The sequence below is a fragment of the Corynebacterium sp. MSK008 genome (assembly GCF_030232585.1).
Classification (GTDB): domain Bacteria; phylum Actinomycetota; class Actinomycetes; order Mycobacteriales; family Mycobacteriaceae; genus Corynebacterium.
Genome location: NZ_JASPJX010000002.1, coordinates 1 through 18,224, shown reverse-complemented (window position 1 = coordinate 18,224; position 18,224 = coordinate 1). Strand labels below are relative to the sequence as shown.

18 protein-coding genes and 4 tRNA genes are annotated in these 18,224 nt (G+C 64.9%); 11 read left to right on the top strand and 11 right to left on the bottom strand.

The window, feature by feature from the left end; translation table 11 throughout:
* Positions 1 to 11: 11 nt before the first annotated feature.
* Positions 12 to 656 (bottom strand): response regulator transcription factor, encoded by a 645-nt coding sequence (locus QP996_RS01775; RefSeq protein ID WP_284870930.1) that lies wholly within the window; start codon positions 654 to 656, stop codon positions 12 to 14.
* Complete coding sequence (locus tag QP996_RS01770) at positions 653 to 1,330, bottom strand: sensor histidine kinase (RefSeq protein ID WP_284870929.1); 678 nt, start codon at positions 1,328 to 1,330, stop codon at positions 653 to 655. Before QP996_RS01770 ends, QP996_RS01775 begins: the two co-directional genes overlap by 4 nt.
* Positions 1,331 to 1,413: 83 nt before the next feature.
* Here QP996_RS01770 and QP996_RS01765 point away from each other — a divergent pair, with 83 nt between their 5' ends.
* Complete coding sequence (locus QP996_RS01765) at positions 1,414 to 2,088, top strand: ABC transporter ATP-binding protein (protein ID WP_284870928.1); 675 nt, start codon at positions 1,414 to 1,416, stop codon at positions 2,086 to 2,088.
* Positions 2,085 to 3,461, top strand: a complete 1,377-nt coding sequence (locus QP996_RS01760) for an FtsX-like permease family protein (protein ID WP_284870927.1) — start codon at positions 2,085 to 2,087, stop codon at positions 3,459 to 3,461. Before QP996_RS01765 ends, QP996_RS01760 begins: the two co-directional genes overlap by 4 nt.
* Before the next feature lie 118 nt (positions 3,462 to 3,579).
* Here QP996_RS01760 and dprE2 read toward each other — a convergent pair whose 3' ends face one another.
* Genes dprE2 through QP996_RS01745 form a run of 3 tightly spaced genes read right to left on the bottom strand, consistent with a single transcriptional unit; the run spans position 3,580 to position 6,012 of the window.
* Positions 3,580 to 4,344, bottom strand: a complete 765-nt coding sequence (gene dprE2, locus QP996_RS01755; protein ID WP_284870926.1) for a decaprenylphospho-beta-D-erythro-pentofuranosid-2-ulose 2-reductase — start codon at positions 4,342 to 4,344, stop codon at positions 3,580 to 3,582.
* Between the two features lie 12 nt (positions 4,345 to 4,356).
* Positions 4,357 to 5,754 carry a decaprenylphosphoryl-beta-D-ribose oxidase gene (gene dprE1, locus QP996_RS01750; protein WP_284870925.1) on the bottom strand — a complete coding sequence of 466 codons (1,398 nt, stop codon included), beginning with the start codon at positions 5,752 to 5,754 and terminating at the stop codon, positions 4,357 to 4,359.
* A gap of 21 nt (positions 5,755 to 5,775) precedes the next feature.
* Positions 5,776 to 6,012: a hypothetical protein gene (locus QP996_RS01745; RefSeq protein WP_284870924.1), complete on the bottom strand. Its 237-nt coding sequence runs from the start codon at positions 6,010 to 6,012 to the stop codon at positions 5,776 to 5,778.
* 25 nt (positions 6,013 to 6,037) lie between these two features.
* On the opposite strand from QP996_RS01745, the gene QP996_RS01740 reads away from it, so the two are divergent.
* Both QP996_RS01740 and QP996_RS01735 read left to right on the top strand, forming a co-directional pair.
* Positions 6,038 to 6,820: a hypothetical protein gene (locus tag QP996_RS01740; RefSeq protein ID WP_284870923.1), complete on the top strand. Its 783-nt coding sequence runs from the start codon at positions 6,038 to 6,040 to the stop codon at positions 6,818 to 6,820.
* A gap of 11 nt (positions 6,821 to 6,831) precedes the next feature.
* Positions 6,832 to 7,260, top strand: a complete 429-nt coding sequence (locus tag QP996_RS01735; RefSeq protein WP_284870922.1) for a GtrA family protein — start codon at positions 6,832 to 6,834, stop codon at positions 7,258 to 7,260.
* On the opposite strand, the gene glfT1 is transcribed toward QP996_RS01735, so the two are convergent.
* The gene (gene glfT1, locus QP996_RS01730) at positions 7,247 to 8,149 is read right to left on the bottom strand and encodes a galactofuranosyltransferase GlfT1 (protein ID WP_284870921.1); all 903 of its coding nucleotides are present in this window, start codon (positions 8,147 to 8,149) and stop codon (positions 7,247 to 7,249) included. The two genes, QP996_RS01735 and glfT1, sit on opposite strands and share 14 nt — an antisense overlap.
* A 228-nt stretch (positions 8,150 to 8,377) precedes the next feature.
* Here glfT1 and QP996_RS01725 point away from each other — a divergent pair, with 228 nt between their 5' ends.
* The gene (locus QP996_RS01725; protein WP_284870920.1) at positions 8,378 to 9,178 is read left to right on the top strand and encodes an endonuclease domain-containing protein; all 801 of its coding nucleotides are present in this window, start codon (positions 8,378 to 8,380) and stop codon (positions 9,176 to 9,178) included.
* 35 nt (positions 9,179 to 9,213) lie between these two features.
* Here QP996_RS01725 and wzt read toward each other — a convergent pair whose 3' ends face one another.
* The gene (wzt, locus tag QP996_RS01720; RefSeq protein ID WP_284870919.1) at positions 9,214 to 10,035 is read right to left on the bottom strand and encodes a galactan export ABC transporter ATP-binding subunit Wzt/RfbE; all 822 of its coding nucleotides are present in this window, start codon (positions 10,033 to 10,035) and stop codon (positions 9,214 to 9,216) included.
* A gap of 17 nt (positions 10,036 to 10,052) precedes the next feature.
* Positions 10,053 to 10,901 carry a galactan export ABC transporter permease subunit Wzm/RfbD gene (wzm, locus tag QP996_RS01715; protein ID WP_284871128.1) on the bottom strand — a complete coding sequence of 283 codons (849 nt, stop codon included), beginning with the start codon at positions 10,899 to 10,901 and terminating at the stop codon, positions 10,053 to 10,055.
* A gap of 144 nt (positions 10,902 to 11,045) precedes the next feature.
* Between wzm and QP996_RS01710 the strand changes: the two genes are divergently transcribed.
* On the top strand, positions 11,046 to 12,257 hold the full coding sequence (locus QP996_RS01710) for an aminotransferase class V-fold PLP-dependent enzyme (RefSeq protein WP_284870918.1): 1,212 nt from the start codon (positions 11,046 to 11,048) through the stop codon (positions 12,255 to 12,257).
* Here the strand turns inward: QP996_RS01710 and QP996_RS01705 are convergent.
* Complete coding sequence (locus QP996_RS01705) at positions 12,254 to 13,189, bottom strand: NAD(P)H-quinone oxidoreductase (RefSeq protein WP_284870917.1); 936 nt, start codon at positions 13,187 to 13,189, stop codon at positions 12,254 to 12,256. The two genes, QP996_RS01710 and QP996_RS01705, sit on opposite strands and share 4 nt — an antisense overlap.
* A 31-nt stretch (positions 13,190 to 13,220) precedes the next feature.
* Between QP996_RS01705 and QP996_RS01700 the strand changes: the two genes are divergently transcribed.
* Positions 13,221 to 13,308: transfer RNA gene (locus tag QP996_RS01700), tRNA-Ser, on the top strand.
* 148 nt (positions 13,309 to 13,456) lie between these two features.
* On the opposite strand, the gene QP996_RS01695 is transcribed toward QP996_RS01700, so the two are convergent.
* Positions 13,457 to 13,954 carry a hypothetical protein gene (locus tag QP996_RS01695; RefSeq protein ID WP_284870916.1) on the bottom strand — a complete coding sequence of 166 codons (498 nt, stop codon included), beginning with the start codon at positions 13,952 to 13,954 and terminating at the stop codon, positions 13,457 to 13,459.
* Positions 13,955 to 14,039: 85 nt separating this feature from the next.
* Between QP996_RS01695 and QP996_RS01690 the strand changes: the two genes are divergently transcribed.
* A tRNA-Ser gene (locus tag QP996_RS01690) sits at positions 14,040 to 14,130 on the top strand.
* Between the two features lies 1 nt (position 14,131).
* Positions 14,132 to 14,204: transfer RNA gene (locus QP996_RS01685), tRNA-Arg, on the top strand.
* A 199-nt stretch (positions 14,205 to 14,403) separates the two neighbouring features.
* Here the strand turns inward: QP996_RS01685 and QP996_RS01680 are convergent.
* Entirely contained in the window at positions 14,404 to 16,461 is a 2,058-nt protein-coding gene (locus QP996_RS01680; protein WP_284870915.1) for a hypothetical protein, read from the bottom strand.
* A 184-nt stretch (positions 16,462 to 16,645) separates the two neighbouring features.
* On the opposite strand from QP996_RS01680, the gene mgtE reads away from it, so the two are divergent.
* Positions 16,646 to 17,962, top strand: coding sequence for a magnesium transporter (gene mgtE, locus QP996_RS01675; RefSeq protein WP_502870098.1), 1,317 nt, complete (start codon positions 16,646 to 16,648; stop codon positions 17,960 to 17,962).
* A gap of 109 nt (positions 17,963 to 18,071) precedes the next feature.
* Positions 18,072 to 18,147: transfer RNA gene (locus QP996_RS01670), tRNA-Arg, on the top strand.
* Positions 18,148 to 18,224 lie beyond the last annotated feature (77 nt).

The following is an 18,224-nucleotide window of genomic DNA, read 5'->3' as shown; positions in this document are numbered from 1 at the left end:
TTTCGCATACGCTACCCAACTCCACGTTCTGCCAGGTACATCAGGATTGCCCGTACTCGACGGTTGTCCTCGTCCGGGGTGAGACCCAGCTTGGAGAAGATACTGGAAACGTGCTTCGCCACCGCTGCGCCAGAGAGGTAGAGCTTCTCGGCGATCTGCGCGTTGGACAGGCCCTCCGCCATGTGCTCGAGTACCTCCATCTCGCGCGGGGTGAGCGTGGTCAGCCAACGCGAGCTCGCGGCCATCAATGCGCTGGCGACGTCCGGGTCGATAACCACACCGCCGGTCGCCACGGTTTCGCACGCCTGGATGAAGTCTTTCACTTCGGCGACACGGTCCTTGAGCAGGTAGCCGGTGCCGCCGTCGCCACCGGAGAACAGTTCCCGCGCGTAGGCGGGCGCGACGTACTGCGAGAGCACCAGCACGTTGATCGGGCCCTGCTTGCGTAGCGCCAGTGCGGCTTGGAGGCCGTCGTCACGCATGTTCGGTGGCATCCGCACGTCTGTGATCACCAGGTCGGGCGCATGCGTATCGACGACCCCCTGTACCTGATCTGCGCTGCCCACCTGCGCCACAACCTCGTGGCCGCGCCGGGTGAGTAGGCCGGCAACGCCTTCCCGCAGCAGTGCGGAGTCGTCCGCGATGGCAATCCTCATGGCACAATCCCACTTTCTCCCCGGAACAACAGCAACGGAATACGCGCGGCAACGGTGGTGGGGCCACCGGCCGGCGAGTGCAGTTCCAGCTCGCCGCCGAACGCCGCGATCCGTTCCCGCATCCCGTCGAGCCCACCGCCAGGGGTGATGCGCGCGTTGCCGCCGCCCTGGTCGGTGACCGAGATGTTCAAGGTGTGGTCGCAGGTCACTAACACGCTGACCGGTTGCTGTGGTGCATGCTTCGCGGCGTTGGTGAGTGCTTCGGCGGTGAAGAAGTAGGCGGCGGCGGTGACGGAGTCGTCGATACGCGGCAGCGCGTGCGGCGCGCGGACCGTGACGTGCGGGCCGTACTGCGCGGCGGCCGTTTCGATCGCGGCGATGAGCCCGTGGTCCGATAGCTCGCGCGGGTGGATGCCGCGCACGGTTCTCCTGAGTGCATCGAGGCCGTTGTGGAGGTCGCGCGCGGCGTCGTCGAGAAGCGGCGAATCGACGTCGAGCCTGGCCTCACCCAGCTTCATCGCCGCGGCCACGAAATGCTGCTGCGCGCCGTCGTGCAAGTCGCGCTCGATGCGCAGGCGCTCTACCTCGTACGCCTCCGCAATTTTGCGCCGCGACGCGGTGAGCTGGTGGATCTTGGTGGAAGCCCGCTGCTCGTGGTTTATTCTTCGCCGCATGTCCGAAAGCGTAGCGGGGTAGAGCTAGCACTACCCATATTCGGGAGTCAGGGCCATAGTGCTTAGCGACGACCACCTGTGAAATGGAAACCATGCTTGAACTCAGAGACATCACTAAGTCATTCCCCCAGCAGCGGGTCCTCGAAGGCATCAGTCTGACGGTGGGCGACGGCGAATCCGTGGCCATCATGGGGCCTTCGGGCTCTGGTAAATCGACGCTGCTGCACTGCATGTCCGGCGTGCTCGTTCCCGACCAGGGCGAGGTGCTGTTCGACGGCCGCGATGTAGCCGCAATGAGCGACGCCGAACGCTCGCGCCTGCGCCTGGAGCACTTCGGCTTCATCTTCCAAGACGGCCAGTTGCTGCCGGAGCTGACCGCCACCGAAAACGTCGCCCTGCCGCAGATCATGCGCGGGGTGCCGCGGTCGCAAGCACACGACGAAGCCATTGACATGCTCACACGCCTGGGCCTGGGTGCCTATGTGGACCGGTACCCGGGGCAGCTCTCCGGCGGGCAGGGGCAGCGCGTAGCCATCGCGCGTGCTTTGGCCGGGCCGCCGTCTGTGGTATTCGCTGACGAGCCGACGGCGGCGTTGGACCAGGCCACCGGCCACGAAGTTATGCAGCAAATCGTGGCCGTGTGCCAGAAGTTCGGTGTAGCACTCGTGGTGGTCACGCACGACCCGAAGATCGCCGATTGGTGTAGCCGCCGCGTTGAGATCCGCGACGGCCTGATCCACTCGGAGGTGGCGTTATGAGTGCGGTGACGTTGATGCGGTCGGCGGTGTCGCAGACAAGCGAAGGGCGCTCGCAGCGGCAGATCGGCGAGCGCTGGGTGCGTGCGCTGTCGCTGGTTGCGGTGACGGTGGCGACCTGGATGCTGTGCACCCTTATGGGCGGCACCTGGATGTTCGTGGCGCGCAACATGCACCCGCACGAGGCGCTCACGGAGGTCGATCCGATCTCACTGGCGTACGTGTTCCTCGCCTTGTTCGCCAGCGTGCTGCTCGTGCCGAGCCTGTTGGGGCTGCTCACCCAGGCCGCCAGGGCGAATCTCGGCGGGCGCGAGGAACACCTAGCGGTGCTTCGCCTCATCGGCGCGACGGCCGGCGAGGTGCGCGGGATGATGATCCTGGAATCGCTGCGCCAGGCGTTTGTCGGGTTGGTGCTCGGCTCGGTGCTGTACGTAGTCACGTGCCCCGCATGGTCGTTGCTGACGTTCCAGGAAAAGCGGGTCGGCACCTGGGAGATGCTCACCTGGTGGGTCATCCCCGCCGCGTGGATCGTGGTGCTGATCCTGGCCGCGTGCTCCGTGTGGCTCGCGTTGCGACGAGTCGCCGTGACCCCACTCGGCGTGACCAAGAAAATCCCGCCGAAGGGGCAGAGCTGGGTCACGCTGGCGCTATCGGTAGTTGGTGCGGTGCTGCTGTACCGCTACCTGAGTTCGCTGACCATCGCGCCGGAGGCAGACGCGTTGGAATTCGTGGTGGTGCTGGTCGTAGCCGGCGGCATTCTCACCGTCAGCGCACTGATCGCGGTCGGTGTGATCCAGCTGCTCGCGCGGCTGAGCTACCGGGTGCCCGGGGCTGCCAACTACGTGGCCACGCGCCGGGTGGGCCGCGGCGCCAAAACCACTTGGAAGCGCGTGACCGCGCTCTACTTCGTGGCGTTTATCGGCGGTATTGGTGGCTGGTTCTCAGCGGTACCTGAAATTGACGAAGCCCCTGCCCTGAAGATGATCGCGGGTGATATCCCCTCCGGTGTGGCTATCACCGTGGTCTTCGCGACGGTGCTGATGGTGTCGTCCACGCTGCTCACCCAAGCGTTGAGCGTGGTGGAGCAAAAACAACTGACCAAGTCGCTGTACTTCATCGGCGCGCCCGCAGCCTTCCACACCAAGGTGGCTGCCCGCGAGGTTGGGGTGCCCATGCTGGTGGTGGCGCTGCTCGGGTTCGGCATGGGCAACCTGATGGGCACCGCCATGGTCTTGGTCCACGTCGATGTGCTGGACAAGTTGGTGCTGTTCGGCGCGCTCGTTGTGGTGGCGCTGATCGGTTGCGTCCTGGCGGTGCTGGGGACCGGCCGGTTGCGCGAGAAGGTACTGCTCGGGATGGGCCGGGCGAACGACTAGGTGGTCCTGACACTTTCAGGCAGAAAAAGTCAGGGTTCTGGGGATATAGGGCCCGTCTGACAAATTCAGCCGCGATCCGTCAGCGGGGACGGATCGCGGCTGAATTATGCGGGCAGTACTAGAAGTTCAGCTTGCTCATGATCGGCGCCGGGATGGCCTTCAGTACCAGGGAGATGGGGCCGAACAGCTTGTGCACGAACACGGAGGACTTGCCGGCCAGCGCCGCCTCGACGGCGGCCTCGGCCACGTCTTCTTTGTTCACGGTGAGTGGGGCCTCATCCAGGCCGTCGGTCATCTTGGTGCGCACCTGGCCGGGGCGGACCACGGTGACCTTCACGCCGTCGTCCTTGAGCGCCTCGCCGAGCTGCAGGTAGAACCCGTCGATGCCGGACTTGGAGGCGCCGTAGACGAAGTTGGAGCGGCGCACGCGCTGGCCCGCCACGGACGACAGGGCGATGATCGTGCCGTGGCCCTGACGCTTCATGTGCTGGCCCAAAAGCACGCCCACGGACATCGGGGCGGTGAAGTTCGTCTGCGCGGACGCGACGGCCGCTGCCTGGTCCTGCCAGAGCTGCTCCTGGTCGCCGAGGGTGCCAAAGGCGACCACGGCAACGTCGACATCGCCGTCCTCGAATGCGGCGTCGAGCACGGCCGGGTGGGCGGCGAAATTGAGCGCGTCGAAGTCGACGAGGCGCACGTGGCCTGCGCCGGCGTGCTGGACGGCCGAGATCGCGCCGTCGATACGCGGGGAGTCCTTGCGCGCGCACAGGGTGACGGTGGGGCTGCCGCCGCGGGAGGCGAGCTCGGCGACGATGGCGAGGCCGATCTCGCTGGTGCCGCCGAGGAGCAGGATGTGCTGGGCTTGGCCTACTGCATTCAACATGGTCGGTTCTCCTTAGTTCAGCTCGAGTCGGCGGGACATGTCGGATGCGAACACGCCGGTCGGGTCGATGTCGCGGCGGGTCTTCAGCCAGCCGGCCATCCCCGGGTACATCTTGTGGAACTTCTCCGCGGAGGTGCGGGACTCCTTGGCCAGGTAGAGGCGGCCGCCGAACTCCATGACCTGGTCGTCCAGGCGGTCCAGGAACTCGTTCAGGCCATCCCTAATCGGGAAGTCCACGCACACGTTCCAGCCCTTCATGGGGTAGGACAGCGGCGCCTGGTTGCCCGCGCCGAACAGCTTGAACACGTTCAGGGCGGTGTAGTGGCCGGACGCCTGGATGTCGTAGATGATGTCCTTGAACGGCTCCACGGCGTCGGTGGGCACGACGAACTGGTACTGCAGGAAGCCGGCCTTGCCGTAGCCGCGGTTCCACTCGCCGATGAGATCCAGCGGCTGGTAGAACTGCGTGAGGTTGAGCACCTGGTTACGCGCGGGTTTGCCCATCAGGTAGTACGCCTCGCCGATGGCCATCAGCGACAGTTTGTTCATGGTCCAGGACGGGAAGATGTCCGGCACTGTCATCAGCTGCGGGGCGTTGAACTTCAGCGGGTCCTTCGCCAGCTTCGGCGCGTACTCCTTGAGCTGGTCCAGGGTGGCCAAAGAGCCGCGGGAGATGGTGGAGCGGCCGGTCTTCGGCGGCGCGGAGATGGCGTCGAACCAGGCCGAGGAGTAGGTGTAGTTCACCTCGGAGCCGTCGGAGTGGGCCGCGATCGTCTCGTCCAACGTGTCGGTGCGGTCGGTGTCCGCGATGAAGTAGGCGGTCTCCGTGAACGTCATCTGGATGCGGGCGCGCAGGATGATGCCGGTCAGGCCCATGCCGCCGACGGTGGCCCAGAACAGCTCGGCCGTCTCGCCGGTGGGCTCCAGGTGCAGCACGCGGCCGTCCGCGACCAACAGCTCCATGGAGAGCACGTGGTCGCCGAAAGAGCCTGCGGAGTGGTGGTTCTTGCCGTGAATGTCCGGTCCGATGGCACCGCCGATGGTGACCTGGCGGGTGCCGGGCAGCACCGGGACCCACAGGCCGTAGGGCAGGGCGGCCTTCATCAGCTGGTCCAGGGTCACGCCTGCGTCCACGTCGACGATGCCGGTATCCGGGTCGATGGAGTGGATGCGGTTCAGCGGCGTCATGTCGACGACGAGGCCGCCGCCGTTTTGGGCGGGGTCGCCGTAGGAGCGGCCCATGCCGCGGGCGATGATGCCGCGGCGCTTGTGTTCTGGAAGCTCGGAGTTTTCGTCGGCCACCTGCTTGACTGCCTGGGCGATGGTGTCAACGTCGGCGGTGGACAACACCTGTGCGGTAGAGGGGGCGGTGCGGCCCCAGCCGTAGAGGGATTGGGTTGTCAGTTCCATGCCCACAACACTACCGCCGGACTACAGGTCCATGATGCTACGAATCTCCGCGGGGAGCTCTTCTTGGCTGGAAATCACAGGTTTGCCGGCTGCCTTGTGTTCGCGCAGGATCTCGTAGATCCGGGTGCGGCCTTTGGAGTCCACGAAAGGCAGTTCTTCCGCCATGAGGCGGACCATGAAGTCGGACAACGGGGCGTCGATACGCTGTGCTGCCTCGTGGATCGCGTTGGGGTCGTCGCCTTTGTAATGCTTCCTCATGGAAAGAAAGCCTATATTGGGCGCCATGTCCAGCACCCTCTACCGCTCAGACCACCTCGCGCCGGTGATCCGCCTCACCGAGCGCCGGGCTGGTGCGACGCTGCTTGTGCGCGTTGGCCTGGTGTCGGATGAGGTTGTGTACCGGTGGGTGGGCATCGACGAGGACGCGACCATCGCGGAGTGCTGCGAGATCGTGGGGGAGGTCTTCGGCGTCGAGGGTGTGGGTGCGGATGCGCCCCAGGAGCGTTTGCTTTGCGACGTCCTAAAGTCCCCCGGCGATTCCGCCCACTTCTCCAAAGGCTTGTGGTCCTTCGAGATGCAGTTGGCCAACGTGTACCCGCGCGACGAGTCCACGCCGCCGTCCGTGTGCGTGGCGGGCTCCGGATCGTTCGGGCCGGTGCCCTTCGACATCGGCGCAGTCAACGCCCGGCTGATGGGGGAGGTGGAGGTGCCCGGGCTGCGCGCGGAGGTGCGCGAGTTCATGGCGCGGGCGCGCGGGCACGACTTCGCACCGCTGCTGCAAGCGCTCGATGTGGGTTCCGGGCCGCGGATTGAGGCGCTGCCGGTGGAGTCCGGGCGGTTGGAGCGCGATGCCTTTTGGTCCCTGGTGTTCGCGCTGACCTGCTGCGCGGGCGGGGAGACAGCGCACATCGCGGAGAGCATCTTCGCCTCGCTGGGCCATGGTGCGTTGTCCATGGGGGAGATCCGGGGGCTGTGCGCAGAGTCGCTCGCTTCGCTGGATGAAATCGGCGGCGAAAGGAGCGCGGCGGAGATGTTGGATATCTACCGCCAGCTCATGCGAGGGTAGGGTATTCGCCCGTGGCTTCAAGTTCTACCCTGAAACAGCAGCTCGTGCCCTTCCTCTTGGTCGGCGTGGGCTGCGCAGTCATCGACTTCGGCATCACCCACACCCTCGACGAGTTGCTGGGGTGGCAGCGCGACTTTGCCAAGGCCGTGGGCTGGGTCTTCGGCACGCTCGCCGCGTACGTGCTCAACTCCAAGTTCTCCTTCAACGCCAAGATCAACGCGAAGAAAGCCGGGGCGGTGTTCGTGCTCTACGCCGTGACGTTTGCGGTGCAGATGGTGCTGTGGCGCATCACGGACTCGCCACTGACGTCGCTGGGCCTGGTCAACCCGTGGAAGAACCTCGTGTCCTTTGTTATCGCCCAGGGCGTGGCCACCGTGGTCAACTTTGAGCTGCAACGCCACCTGATCTTCCGCGAAGCCAAGAAGACTATGGCCGCCTAAAGTCCTCGCGCGCGCCCCGGCGCAGCAGCTTCAGCCATTGGAAGAAGCCCTTCGGGTCCTTCTTCTCCAGCAGGAAGAACCAGCCGAAGCGCACCACCTCCTGCAGCTGCATCTTCTTCATGCCACGCTGGTTAATAATGTAGCCGCGGTTCCGGTACGTGAAATACCGCTTAGTGGGGTTGTCCGGAAACTGCGCGTGGGCGCGCCCGCCCATGATCGGGTGGAACTCGCCCGAGCCGTCCGGGTGCAGGTAGAACGTGGTCAGCGCGGTGCCGTATTTCAGGCCGCTTTGCGCCAGACGACGGTGGTACTCCACCTCGTCGCCCCGAATGAACAGGCGGTAGTCCGGCACACCGATGCGCTCCATGGCCTTTGCCGAGATCAGCGCGCCGTTGAACAGGCTCGCGTACTGGGGCAGGAAGTCGCCTTCGAGCTCATCTACGCGGCGGTGCCAGGTGGTGCCCTGGCGTAGCGGGAAGGCCAGCTTCTCCGGGTCGTCGATGTTGGCCACCACCGGGGAAACCTCCGCCAGCTGGTGCTTGTCTGCGACTCGGTACAGCTCTGCCAGGACGTGTTCATCTTTGGGGCGGCCGTCGTCGTCCGCGCACCAGATCGCGTCTGCGCCCAGGGCCAGGGCGTGCAGGAATCCGTAGGCGAACCCGCCCGCGCCACCCAGATTCGTTTTGGATGGGAGGTAGACGGCGCGGTCGGCCGCGAGGTCGTCGAGAAGCTTCTGCACCTCTTGTTGCGCCCCGTTGTCCACCACAATCACCCAATCCACCGGATGCGTCTGGCTGACCACCTGCTCCAAGGAATGTTCCAGCAGGTCAACGCGACGGTGGGTGACAATCACGGCGGCGGTCGTGCCGTTCGGATTCAACGCAGTCATGCCTTTTATTGTGCCCGAGGGATCCAAACGCGCATTCTTCACGTCTAAGTAGGCATGGTGAATTTGTATGACGGGATGAATGTCGGTCCAGAGAACAGTCTGCTCCCCGCCGGGAACCTGCCCCAGGGGATGCAAACGATGCAGGTAAGCGCGAGATTCCACATGCTCGCGAGGGAGCAGAGATCCTACGAGTTAGCCCGCGCGGACTCGCGAAACCACCCGCGGGGAGTGATCTACCAAGTCCCCGCCGCGTACCGTGCCGCCGCCTTCGGCATAGAAAACCCCTCCACCGTGGTCCTCGCCCATGGCGCGCTCGCCCTGTACGGACTCAGGTACCGGGTGGAGGGCAAGGACACTGTGCTCATGGACCCATCCGCGGAACGCAACTCAAACGGCAACATCTCCAAGCCGTCGATCGTGCGCCGGGGGTGCAAACCCGAGCACGTTTGGCAGGTCCGGCACTACGGGCATGCGCTGCAGGTGGCCAACCCAGCGGCGGCGACGGCGCAGGTGCTGAGGGAGATCCGGAGGACGTCGCAAAGCAATGGCCCCACCTTCGCCGGGCACAGCATGGACCTTGTTGAAGCGATCACTCTCATTGACTGTGTGCGGCGCCACCTGGGCATTGACCCGGTGGACATCCTGCAGGCGAGCTCAGGGACGGTGTGCAAGCGGTGGCTTACCCGCGCGCTTGCGAAGTCCAGCAAGCTGGCGGACTCGCCAAAAGAGACCGAAATGCGCCTACTCGCCCAGATGGTGTGCGACGAGTTCGGGCTGCGGCTGGAGGAGCAAGTCGTTGTCCGGGACGGCGGCAAGATCGTGACCACGTTTGACCTGGCGATCCCGGAGCTCGGGATCGGGATCATGTACGACGGCGCCCACCACGGCGAGGCGAAGCAGTGGCACAAAGACGCCGAAATAAACTCCGATCTCACCATTTGCGGGTGGCGGGTGCTCCGCTTCACTACGGCGTCGTTGCACAAGTTTGTGGAGAAGCTCGTGGCGCTGATCCGCAAGCTCCAGTCCTGACAGATTACGCCGGCGGTTTGCGGTGACCTGGGGGTTTAGGGGCCGTCTGACAGATTCGGCCGTGAAGTGTCATCACCGTGGAACCGCTCCACCAGCTCGGCGACGTACTCGCCGGTCTCGGGCCCCTCGTAGGCGCCCACGACATCGGCGACCAGGCCGGCCTCCCGGATTTCGCCCTTGTCCACCCACAGGGCGGTGTTGCATAGCTGGGCCAAGAAGTCGTTGGAGTGGGAGGCGAAGACCAGGATGCCGGAGCGCTCCACCATCTCGGCGAGCCGGACGCGGGCTTTGGCCATGAAGGCGGCGTCGACGGCGCCGATGCCCTCGTCGAGCAACAGGATCTCCGGCTCGATGGAGGTGACCACGCCGAGCGCCAACCTGACGCGCATGCCGGTGGAGTAGGTGCGAAGGGGCATGTTGAGGTAGTCGCCGAGCTCGGAAAACTCGGCGATTTCGTCCATCTTCGCCTTCATCTGCTTGCGCGTCTGGCCCAGGAACAGGCCGCGGATGATGATGTTTTCGTAGCCGGAGATCTCCGGGTCCATGCCCACACCAAGGTCGAAGACGGGGGCGACGCGGCCGCGCACGTCCGCGACGCCGCGGGTGGGTTCGTAGATGCCCGAGAGCAGGCGCAGCAGGGTCGATTTACCTGCGCCGTTGTGGCCGACCAAGCCGACGCGGTCACCCTCCCGCAAGTGCAGGTTAATGTCGCGCAGCGCCTCGACGACCACGGTGTTGGAGGCGTTCTGGCCGATCTTGCCGCCGGCGGAAGACATCACGGCCTTCTTCAGGGAACGGGACTTGGCGTCGAAGATGGGGAAGTCGACGCAGGCGTTGTAGGTGTCGATGGAAACCATGTGAAACTCCTAAACTCCTAAACCCAGTACGGCACGCGGAAGCGCCAGCGCTTCATGGCAAGCAGGGTGATCAGGACGCCGGCGACGGTGCAGGCGAGGACGATGCCCCAGTGGTAGGTGGCCAACGGTTCGTCGATAAGCGGGGCGCGCACGATCTCGAGGTAGTGGTAGAGGGGGTTGACCTCGGCGAGCATGGCGCGCTGGGCTACCTCGCCGCCCTGGTCCTTGAGGGTGCGGGTGGTCCAGACGATCGGGGTGACGTAGAACAGCAGCTGCACCAGGGCTTCCAGCAGCGGGGCGACGTCGCGGAAACGGGTGGCCACCATGCCGAAGAACATGGCCACCCACACGCCGTTGACCACAAGCAGGGCCAGGCCGGGGATGAAGAGCAGTGTGTGCAGGGTCAGCGGGATGCGGAAGATCAGCACCAACAACAGCCAGATCACCATGTTGTGCGCCAAAAACAGTAGTTGGCGCCACACCAGGCGGTACACGTGCACGCTTAACGCAGAGGGGAGCTGTTTGATTAGGCCTTCGTTTTCGATGAAGACGTTCGCGCCGTCCTTGATGCAGCCGGAGATGAAGCCCCAGACGATGAAGCCGACGGTGACGTGCGGGAGAAAATCTGCGACGTCGATCTGGAACAGCATGGAGTAGAGCAAGCCCAGCGCCAGCGACATCACACCGGTGGCGATGGTGATCCAGAGCGGGCCGAGGGTGGACCTCTTATACCGCTGCTTGATGTCCTGCCATCCCAGTTGCAGCCAGAGTTCGTGCTGGCCCCAGCCGCGGATGAGGTCGTCGAACGCGCGCCGGAAGGTCTTGGACTTCGACGGCGGCGTGTCTTCGCCCGGAGGGCTGGTCATGCGGGCGACGTCTTGGCGCAGCTGTTCTTGGTTGTGCACGCAGATCACCCTAGTGCACTGTATTTGCGCACCCGAGCTGGCGGTGTGCGCCGTGTCGGACGGGCGTGCATAATTAGGACATTCTTGCCTGAAGGGAGGTCGGCCGTGGCATATGACGTGTGGGGAGTGCGCGGGCTCTACACATCGCTCGGTAGCGGCTGGACGTACCTGAACGCCCACACGCAGCCGCAGGTGCCGGAGAAGGTGGCCACGGCGGTCTCGAGAAGCTTCCGCAGCGCGGCGTTGGTGCCGCCGCCGGAGCCGGTGCTGGGCTCGCACTCCAAGGAGGCGCTGGGCCAGCCGGAGGGCGTGCAGTACCCGGAGGCGGCGCGGGTGGCCATCGCGGATCTGACCGGCGTGACGGCGGATCAGGTGGTGCTCGGCCCGAGCGTGCCTGCGCTGTACTCGGCGCTGGTCAACGCGATGAAGCCGATGCTGCGCCGCAACTCCTCCGTGGTGCTGAACCCGCTGGACCGCCCGCACCTGACCAAGCGCCTGCAGCGCGCCGGGTTGGATGAGGTGTGGGCGCAGGCGGACCTGGCCACCGGCGATCTGCCGGCGTGGCAGTACAGCGAGATCGCGGACGGCTCCACCCGCCTGGTGTCCGTGCCGGCGGCGCACGCGGAGCTGGGCAACGTGGTGCGGGTGGCCGACATCGCGGAGGCTGTGCGCGCGAAGTCGAGGGCGTGGGTGCTTGTGGACGCCACGGCGTACGTCCCCTACCGCCCCGTTGACCTCGAGGCCTGGGGCGCGGACGTGGCCGCGGTGGACATCGCTCAGCTGGGCGGGCCGGACATCGCTGCACTGATCTTCCGCGACTCCGCGATGTTCAAGCGCCTGGACATGGAGGCGCTGGACCTGGAGGTCTCCCAGGGCCTGGCGGGCGCGGTGCCGGCGGTGGTGGACCACTATGCCTCCCTGGTCGAGGGCTTCACCGGCCGTGCGACCCGGCGCAACCGCCTGAAGCACTCCCTGGACGCGACCACCGCCTACCTCAACGGCCTGCGGGACGACCTGCACACGTTTCTGGGCACCCTGCCCGCAGTGCACATCGTCGGCGTGAGCGGCGAGGCGGCCGAGGACGCGCGCGTCGAGCGCATCCCGCGCCTGGCGTTCGGCGTGACGGGCGTGCCCAGCGAAACTGTGCTGCAGCGGCTGCTCGCCAACGGCATCGTGGCCACAAAGACGTGCGCCACACCGCTTCTCGACGACATGGGCGTCGCCGACATGGGCGGCGCCGTGACCATCGCCATGTCGCCGTTTAACACCCAAAACGACATCGAGCAGCTGGTGCGGACGGTGGCGTCTTTGGCCTAAACCGTCAGGATGATTTTCCCCGTGTTGTCGCCGGAATCCAGGTGCTCGTGGGCCTTCTTTGCGTCTTCGAGCGGGAAGCGCTCGGAGATGTTCGGGGCGATCTTGCCGGACTCGATCAGCGGCCACACATTTTCCACCGTGGAGGCGACAATCGACGCCTTCATCGGCCGGGGGCGTGCGCGCAGGGTCGTCGCGGTGACGGACAGGCGCCGCGGCATCATCCGGCCCAGCGACAGGGTGCCCTTCGGCCCGCCCTGCACCGCGATGACGATGAGGTGGCCGTCCGTGTTCAGCGTCTTGATGTTCTGTTCCAGGTACGGCCCGCCAACCACGTCCAGGATCGCGTCGGCCCACCCAGGCAGCTCCTCGGCGAAGTCCTGCTCCTTGTAGTTGATCAGGATGTCGGCGCCGAGCTCGCGGCAGTACTCGAGCTTCTCTTGGCTTCCGGCAGTCACCGCGACCTCGCAGCCGAGCGCCTTGCACATCTGGATGGCAAAGGAGCCGATGCCGCCCGCGCCGCCGTGGATGAGCACGCGGTCGCCTTTAGCAATCCCGGCCACCATGCCCAAGTTCGACCACACCGTGCACGCCACCTCGACCACGCCGGCGGTCTCCTCAACCGTCAGGCCTTCCGGGATCGGCGTGAGCTGGCCCTCCGGCACCGCCACGTACTCCGCGTAGCCGCCGCCGGCGAGCAGGCAGCCGACCTCCTCGCCTTCCTTGCGGCCAGTCGTGCCCGGGTCCACGATCACACCCGCGCACTCCAGCCCCATAATCTCGGACTCGCCCTTCGGCGGCGGGTACTTCCCGGCGGCCTGCATCAGATCGCCGCGGTTCACGCCGGCGGCGACGACCTTGACCAGGACTTCACCGTCGCGGAGGTCGGGCGTAGCGACGTCGATAAGCTTCAGTTCCTCATTGATTGCTTTCATGCGGCCAGGCTACGTTAGACTGCTTCGAGTTGGAGACGTGGCAGAGCGGCCGAATGCACCGGTCTTGAAAACCGGCGAGGTTAATCCCTCCAGGGGTTCAAATCCCCTCGTCTCCGCCAATTACTTTTCGGGGGCCTTTGCTTAACGACGCCTTCCGGTTTCCCTCCATCGGCGGCTCGTCCGCCAAGGGCGCGGCGTAGCAGCTGCCTAACGACGAAAAACCGGCCAGGTGCTTCACCTGGCCGGTTTTTCTATTGCCGGTGTGGGTTAGACGATCTCGTCCGGGAACAGCTCTGGCATGGTGTGGAATTGGCGGGTGCCGGGGAAGTCTGAAGGGACGTCGATGAGCAAATCCTTTGCTCGCTTCGTATCCGGACGATTCTGGCCGGCGACGACCTGCACCTTCTCAATCGGGAACTCGCCGCGCAGCTGCACCACCGCGGCGCCGTCGTTGCGGTACGCGAAGTTCTCGCCGAGCAGGCCCGCGACCTCCGAGATGGACTCGGTGGAGCTGCCGAGGTTGTCCGCGCGCCACGAGCCCTCCAAATCGCCGAGAGGGACGCCGAGGAGGACAATGCCATCCGCGGACTTGGCCAGCGCGGAAGTCTTCGGGGTGAAATAGAACGGCACGGACGCGCTCTCGCCGACCAGCGGGCCAACAGTAAGCGAATCCAGCTTGGCTGGGAACCAAACGAGGTAGTCAGACGGGTCATTGGAAGTATCGCGGGCGGCGAGGCCGGAGGTGAGCCACGTGTGGATTTTCATGTAGCCGAGTATACGGATTTCGCCCTCGTGGTTTCGGGGTGTATTTGGACGCGCGGAGGCGACAGAGTAATGTGGAGCAAGGTCTGGAGATGTGCCAGAGTGGCCGAATGGGGCTCCCTGCTAAGGAGTTGCCCCCTTGACGGGGGCCGCAGGTTCAAATCCTGTCATCTCCGCCACGCGCCCGTAGCTCAACGGATAGAGCATCTGACTACGGATCAGAAGGTTGGGGGTTCGAATCCCTCCGGGCGCACTCTTGTCTTTCGTGCGGAAACCCCTGCTTGGCGGGGGTTTTCGGCGTTTGTGGGTGTGTTTGGGGGCGAGTCCTGACAGATTACGGCAGCCGTTTGCGACGACCTGGGGGTATGAGGGCGCTCTGACAGATTCCGCCGTGATGTGTCGGGTCCTCCAACAGAAAAGCCCCGCCGGGGCGGGGCTATCAGGTGGCCGTACTAGCTCTGGCGGGTGTCCACCACCGGGGCGGCGACGGTCTCAGCCGGGGCGTTGTTGCTGCTGCCGCCGATGGTGACATCGACGCCGTTAATTTGCGGGATGCACGTGCGGACAACGGCGGTCACGAGCAGGGCGGCTACCACACCCGCGGCTGCGCCACCAGCGGCAGTGAGCTGTGCGGGCTCGACGTTGAACTGACGTGCAGCGTCGTCGAATGCGCGCTCCGCCTGCTTGGCAGTGTCGTTCAGGCCCGGGACGTTAACCTGGCCGGCCAGCACAAGCGGGATCAGAACAACCAACGGCAGACCCAGGCCCACCAGGGAAGCGATGCAGCGCGGGTCGGAGGAACCGCCGTCGACGCCGACGTTGGCATCAACGAGGTGGTTGCCGCCCGTGCCCTCGCCGTTACGCTTACGGGAGGAACCGACGCCCAGCAAGCCGCCGTTGGCGTTGCCAGTGACGAGCACCTCCGGGTTCGCGTTGCCGGTAGCGATGAGGCTGTTGTTGTTGGCGTTGTCGCTGACAATCGGGTTGACGTTGTCGGTCACCACGACGGAGTTGTTCGAGCCAGCGTCCCGGAAGTTGTCGTTCGCATTGCCCGTGATGACCGGGTTGGCGTTGTTGGTGACCACGACGGAGTTGTTCGAGCCGGCGTCCCGGAAGTTGTCATTGCCGTTGTTGTTGGCGTTGTTCGTGACCACGGGATTCGCATTGTCGGTGACTACGACCGAATTGTTGGAACCATTGTCGTTGGCGTTACCGGTGATGACCGGGTTCGCGTTGCCCGTGATGACCGGGTTGGCGTTGCCCGTGATGACCGGGTTGGCGTTGCCCGTGATCACCGGGTTCGCATTGCCGGTGACGACCACGGACGGGTTGCCGTTGTTGGACAGGTTGTCCTTGATTTCGACGGTCGGGTTCGCGTTGCCGGTGATTACCACCGACGGGTTCGCGTTATTAGTGATCACTACGTTGGGGTTGCCATTATTGGAAAAGTTGTCCCGCGGGTTGACGTTGTCGGTGATGACCACGTTCGGGCTGCCGTTGTTGTTGCCGATGTTCGACGGGTTCGCGTTGTTGGTGATCACAACGTTGATCAAGCGGCCAGTTCCACCGCCGGTTTCGCCCTCGCCGCCGCCGCTTCCGCCACCGGTGAGACCCCCGATGATGTTGCCAATTAGCCCGCCGCCGGTGCCAGCCCCAATCAGGCCGCCCAGGACAGGGCCGAGAATGTCTGCGACAGTGCCCGCCGTCTCCGCGGGTGTCTTCGACGGGTTCTTGGCCGCGATCTTCAGGGTCGCATCGAACGTGTCAGTGCCGTCGTTCACCTTGATTGGAAGGTCGAAGTCGCCTTCCTTGAACGTGGTCGGTGGGGTGACGCGGATGGTGGTGCCGTCGTTGGAGACGGTCCAGCCAGTCGGCAGAGCGGCGCCGTTCTTGGACACGGTCACGCCCTCCGGCAGGGTGAGGTCCGCCACGGGCTTCGCGGAGGTGGACTTCTCAAAATCCACCTCGTAGCGAGTATCCAGCTGTTTTTCCCATTCGGAGCCCGGGCGCTCGTCGATGATGTTGACACGCAGGGTAGTGGTAAACGCCGGACCGTTCGCCGGGGTGACCCGCACGGGGATGTCTTGTGCACCGGTACGGAACGCTGTCGCGGACTGCGGGCGGATCAGGGTCAGCGTGCCGTTGTCGTTGCGGAACTTCCAGTTGAAGATGGTGTTTGCGCGCGGTGCGACGATGTCGCCCGGCTGCAGCTGCAGCCTTTCTACCACTGCCTCGGTGGTGTTCCAGAAGTTCGCGGTGTCGAAGCGCGGCTCGAAGGTGGTTGCGGTGGTGCCCTCGCTTGTCGACGGCTGCTCCGCCGGCGCCGGCTCAGCATCACTCGTCGGCGTGGTCGGGGTTGCCTCAGTGGTGGTGGGCTCGGCAGCGGCCTCAGTAGTGGACTCGGTGGCCGTTTCCTGGGCCTGGACCGGGGAGATGAACGGTGCCACGAGGGCAAGGGATAGGGCGCCCGCCGCGATGGCGGTGCGGCGGGAACGAATGGACTTGGCCATGGTGGCTCCTCCAGGAGTATTCAGGGAAACGTCAGCGATATATGACACGTATCGCAAATCTCGCGTAGATCTTTACATACACTCGCCAAGAATCGGTGCTTTCTCGCGAAAAAATTTTCAGTCTGGGTACGCTCGCCGTGTGACTACGGCCAACGCGGCGGCGATCGCGCATCTGGAAAAGCAACTGAACCGGCACCGGTTGGACTCCGGCGACTTGGACGGGCTCCACGAGGAGCTGGCGGATATCCCGTTGCACGATGTGGTGTACGTGGTGGAGCGGCAGCCGTCGAAACGCGGTGCTGTGCTGATCCGCCTGCTGCCGCCGGAGCGTGCGGCTGCGGCGTTCGACGCGTTGGATCCCGCCCACCAGGCGGAGATTGTTGAAGAGCTCGGCAGCGAGGATGTCGCCGGGCTGTTCAGCGCGCTGGGTGCGGAGGACCGCGTGCGCATGCTGGACAACATGCCCGCGGAGATCGCGGAGCGGTTCCTGGGGGATCTGGACGAGGACGCCCGCGCGGACACTAACCTCATTCTGGGCTACGAGAAGGGCTCGGTCGGCCGCGCGATGAGCCCCAATGTGGCGGCGGTTGGTCCTGGTGAGGGGGTGCGGGAGGTCGTCGAGAAGCTGCGGGCGAATGCGGATGACCTGGAGACCGTGTACACCATCGCCGTGGTGGATCCGGAGCGCACGCTGTGCGGCGTGGTGGGGCTGCGGGACCTGTTCAAGGCAGCGCCGGACGCGCGCGTCGGTGACGTGATGCGCGAGCGTCCGTCGGTGCAAGTCAGTGACGACGCCGAGGACGCCGCGCGCCGCCTGCTCTCCTCAGGGCTGCTCGCGTTCCCCGTGGTCGACGACGGCAACCGCCTCGTGGGTATTTTCACCCACGACGAGGCCGCCGACATTGTCGAGCACGCCGACAGCGAGGACTCCGCGCGCCAGGGTGGCGCTGAGTCGCTGAAGCAGCCGTACCTGTCGACCCCGGTGCTGAAGCTGGTGCGCTCGCGAATCGTGTGGCTGCTGGTGCTGGCGCTCTCTGCGATCTTGACTGTGCAGGTCCTGGGCATTTTCGAGGACACGCTCGCGCAGGTGACCGTACTGTCGCTGTTCATCCCGCTGCTCACCGGCACCGGCGGCAACACCGGCAACCAGGCGGCTACGACGGTGACAAGGGCACTTGCGCTTGACGACGTCACCAAAGGCGACATCCTGAAAGTCATGTGGCGCGAGCTGCGGGTAGGCGCGACGCTCGGAGCAGTGCTGGGCGTGCTCGGATTGGCCATCGCGTGGGCCGTTTTCGGCCAAGAAATCGGGATTGTGATAGGAAGCACACTATTTTGTGTCTGCACTATGTCTGCGACCGTCGGCGGCATGATGCCGATCATTGCTAAAAGCGTCGGCGCGGACCCCGCGGTATTTTCCAACCCGTTCATCTCCACCTTCTGCGACGCGACCGGTCTGGTTATCTACTTCGTGATTGCGAAGTCGGTGCTGGGGTTGTAGTTGGAGTTGTGTTTGGGGGATGTTTGCTGGTTTGGCCTGCGGTTTTGGCGGTGAGTTCACCCGGGTGTAATGTTCTTCTTCGTTGTCCACACGGCAACGAACTGAATACGCGCCCGTAGCTCAACGGATAGAGCATCTGACTACGGATCAGAAGGTTGGGGGTTCGAATCCCTCCGGGCGCACCAATGTCATGAGTCGCGTCATGCTTGACGCATGAGTCGCGACATGTTGGACGGACCGGCATCCCAGTTGTTTTTGTTCT

Coding starts and splice junctions, on each gene's coding strand:
- QP996_RS01775 (WP_284870930.1), bottom strand. CDS start 656: ATGAGGATTGCCATCGCGGACGACTCCGCACTGCTGCGGGAAGGCGTT.
- QP996_RS01770 (WP_284870929.1), bottom strand. CDS start 1,330: ATGCGGCGAAGAATAAACCACGAGCAGCGGGCTTCCACCAAGATCCAC.
- QP996_RS01765 (WP_284870928.1), top strand. CDS start 1,414: ATGGAAACCATGCTTGAACTCAGAGACATCACTAAGTCATTCCCCCAG.
- QP996_RS01760 (WP_284870927.1), top strand. CDS start 2,085: ATGAGTGCGGTGACGTTGATGCGGTCGGCGGTGTCGCAGACAAGCGAA.
- dprE2 (WP_284870926.1), bottom strand. CDS start 4,344: ATGTTGAATGCAGTAGGCCAAGCCCAGCACATCCTGCTCCTCGGCGGC.
- dprE1 (WP_284870925.1), bottom strand. CDS start 5,754: ATGGAACTGACAACCCAATCCCTCTACGGCTGGGGCCGCACCGCCCCC.
- QP996_RS01745 (WP_284870924.1), bottom strand. CDS start 6,012: ATGAGGAAGCATTACAAAGGCGACGACCCCAACGCGATCCACGAGGCA.
- QP996_RS01740 (WP_284870923.1), top strand. CDS start 6,038: ATGTCCAGCACCCTCTACCGCTCAGACCACCTCGCGCCGGTGATCCGC.
- glfT1 (WP_284870921.1), bottom strand. CDS start 8,149: ATGACTGCGTTGAATCCGAACGGCACGACCGCCGCCGTGATTGTCACC.
- wzt (WP_284870919.1), bottom strand. CDS start 10,035: ATGGTTTCCATCGACACCTACAACGCCTGCGTCGACTTCCCCATCTTC.
- wzm (WP_284871128.1), bottom strand. CDS start 10,901: ATGACCAGCCCTCCGGGCGAAGACACGCCGCCGTCGAAGTCCAAGACC.
- QP996_RS01705 (WP_284870917.1), bottom strand. CDS start 13,189: ATGAAAGCAATCAATGAGGAACTGAAGCTTATCGACGTCGCTACGCCC.
- QP996_RS01695 (WP_284870916.1), bottom strand. CDS start 13,954: ATGAAAATCCACACGTGGCTCACCTCCGGCCTCGCCGCCCGCGATACT.
- QP996_RS01680 (WP_284870915.1), bottom strand. CDS start 16,461: ATGGCCAAGTCCATTCGTTCCCGCCGCACCGCCATCGCGGCGGGCGCC.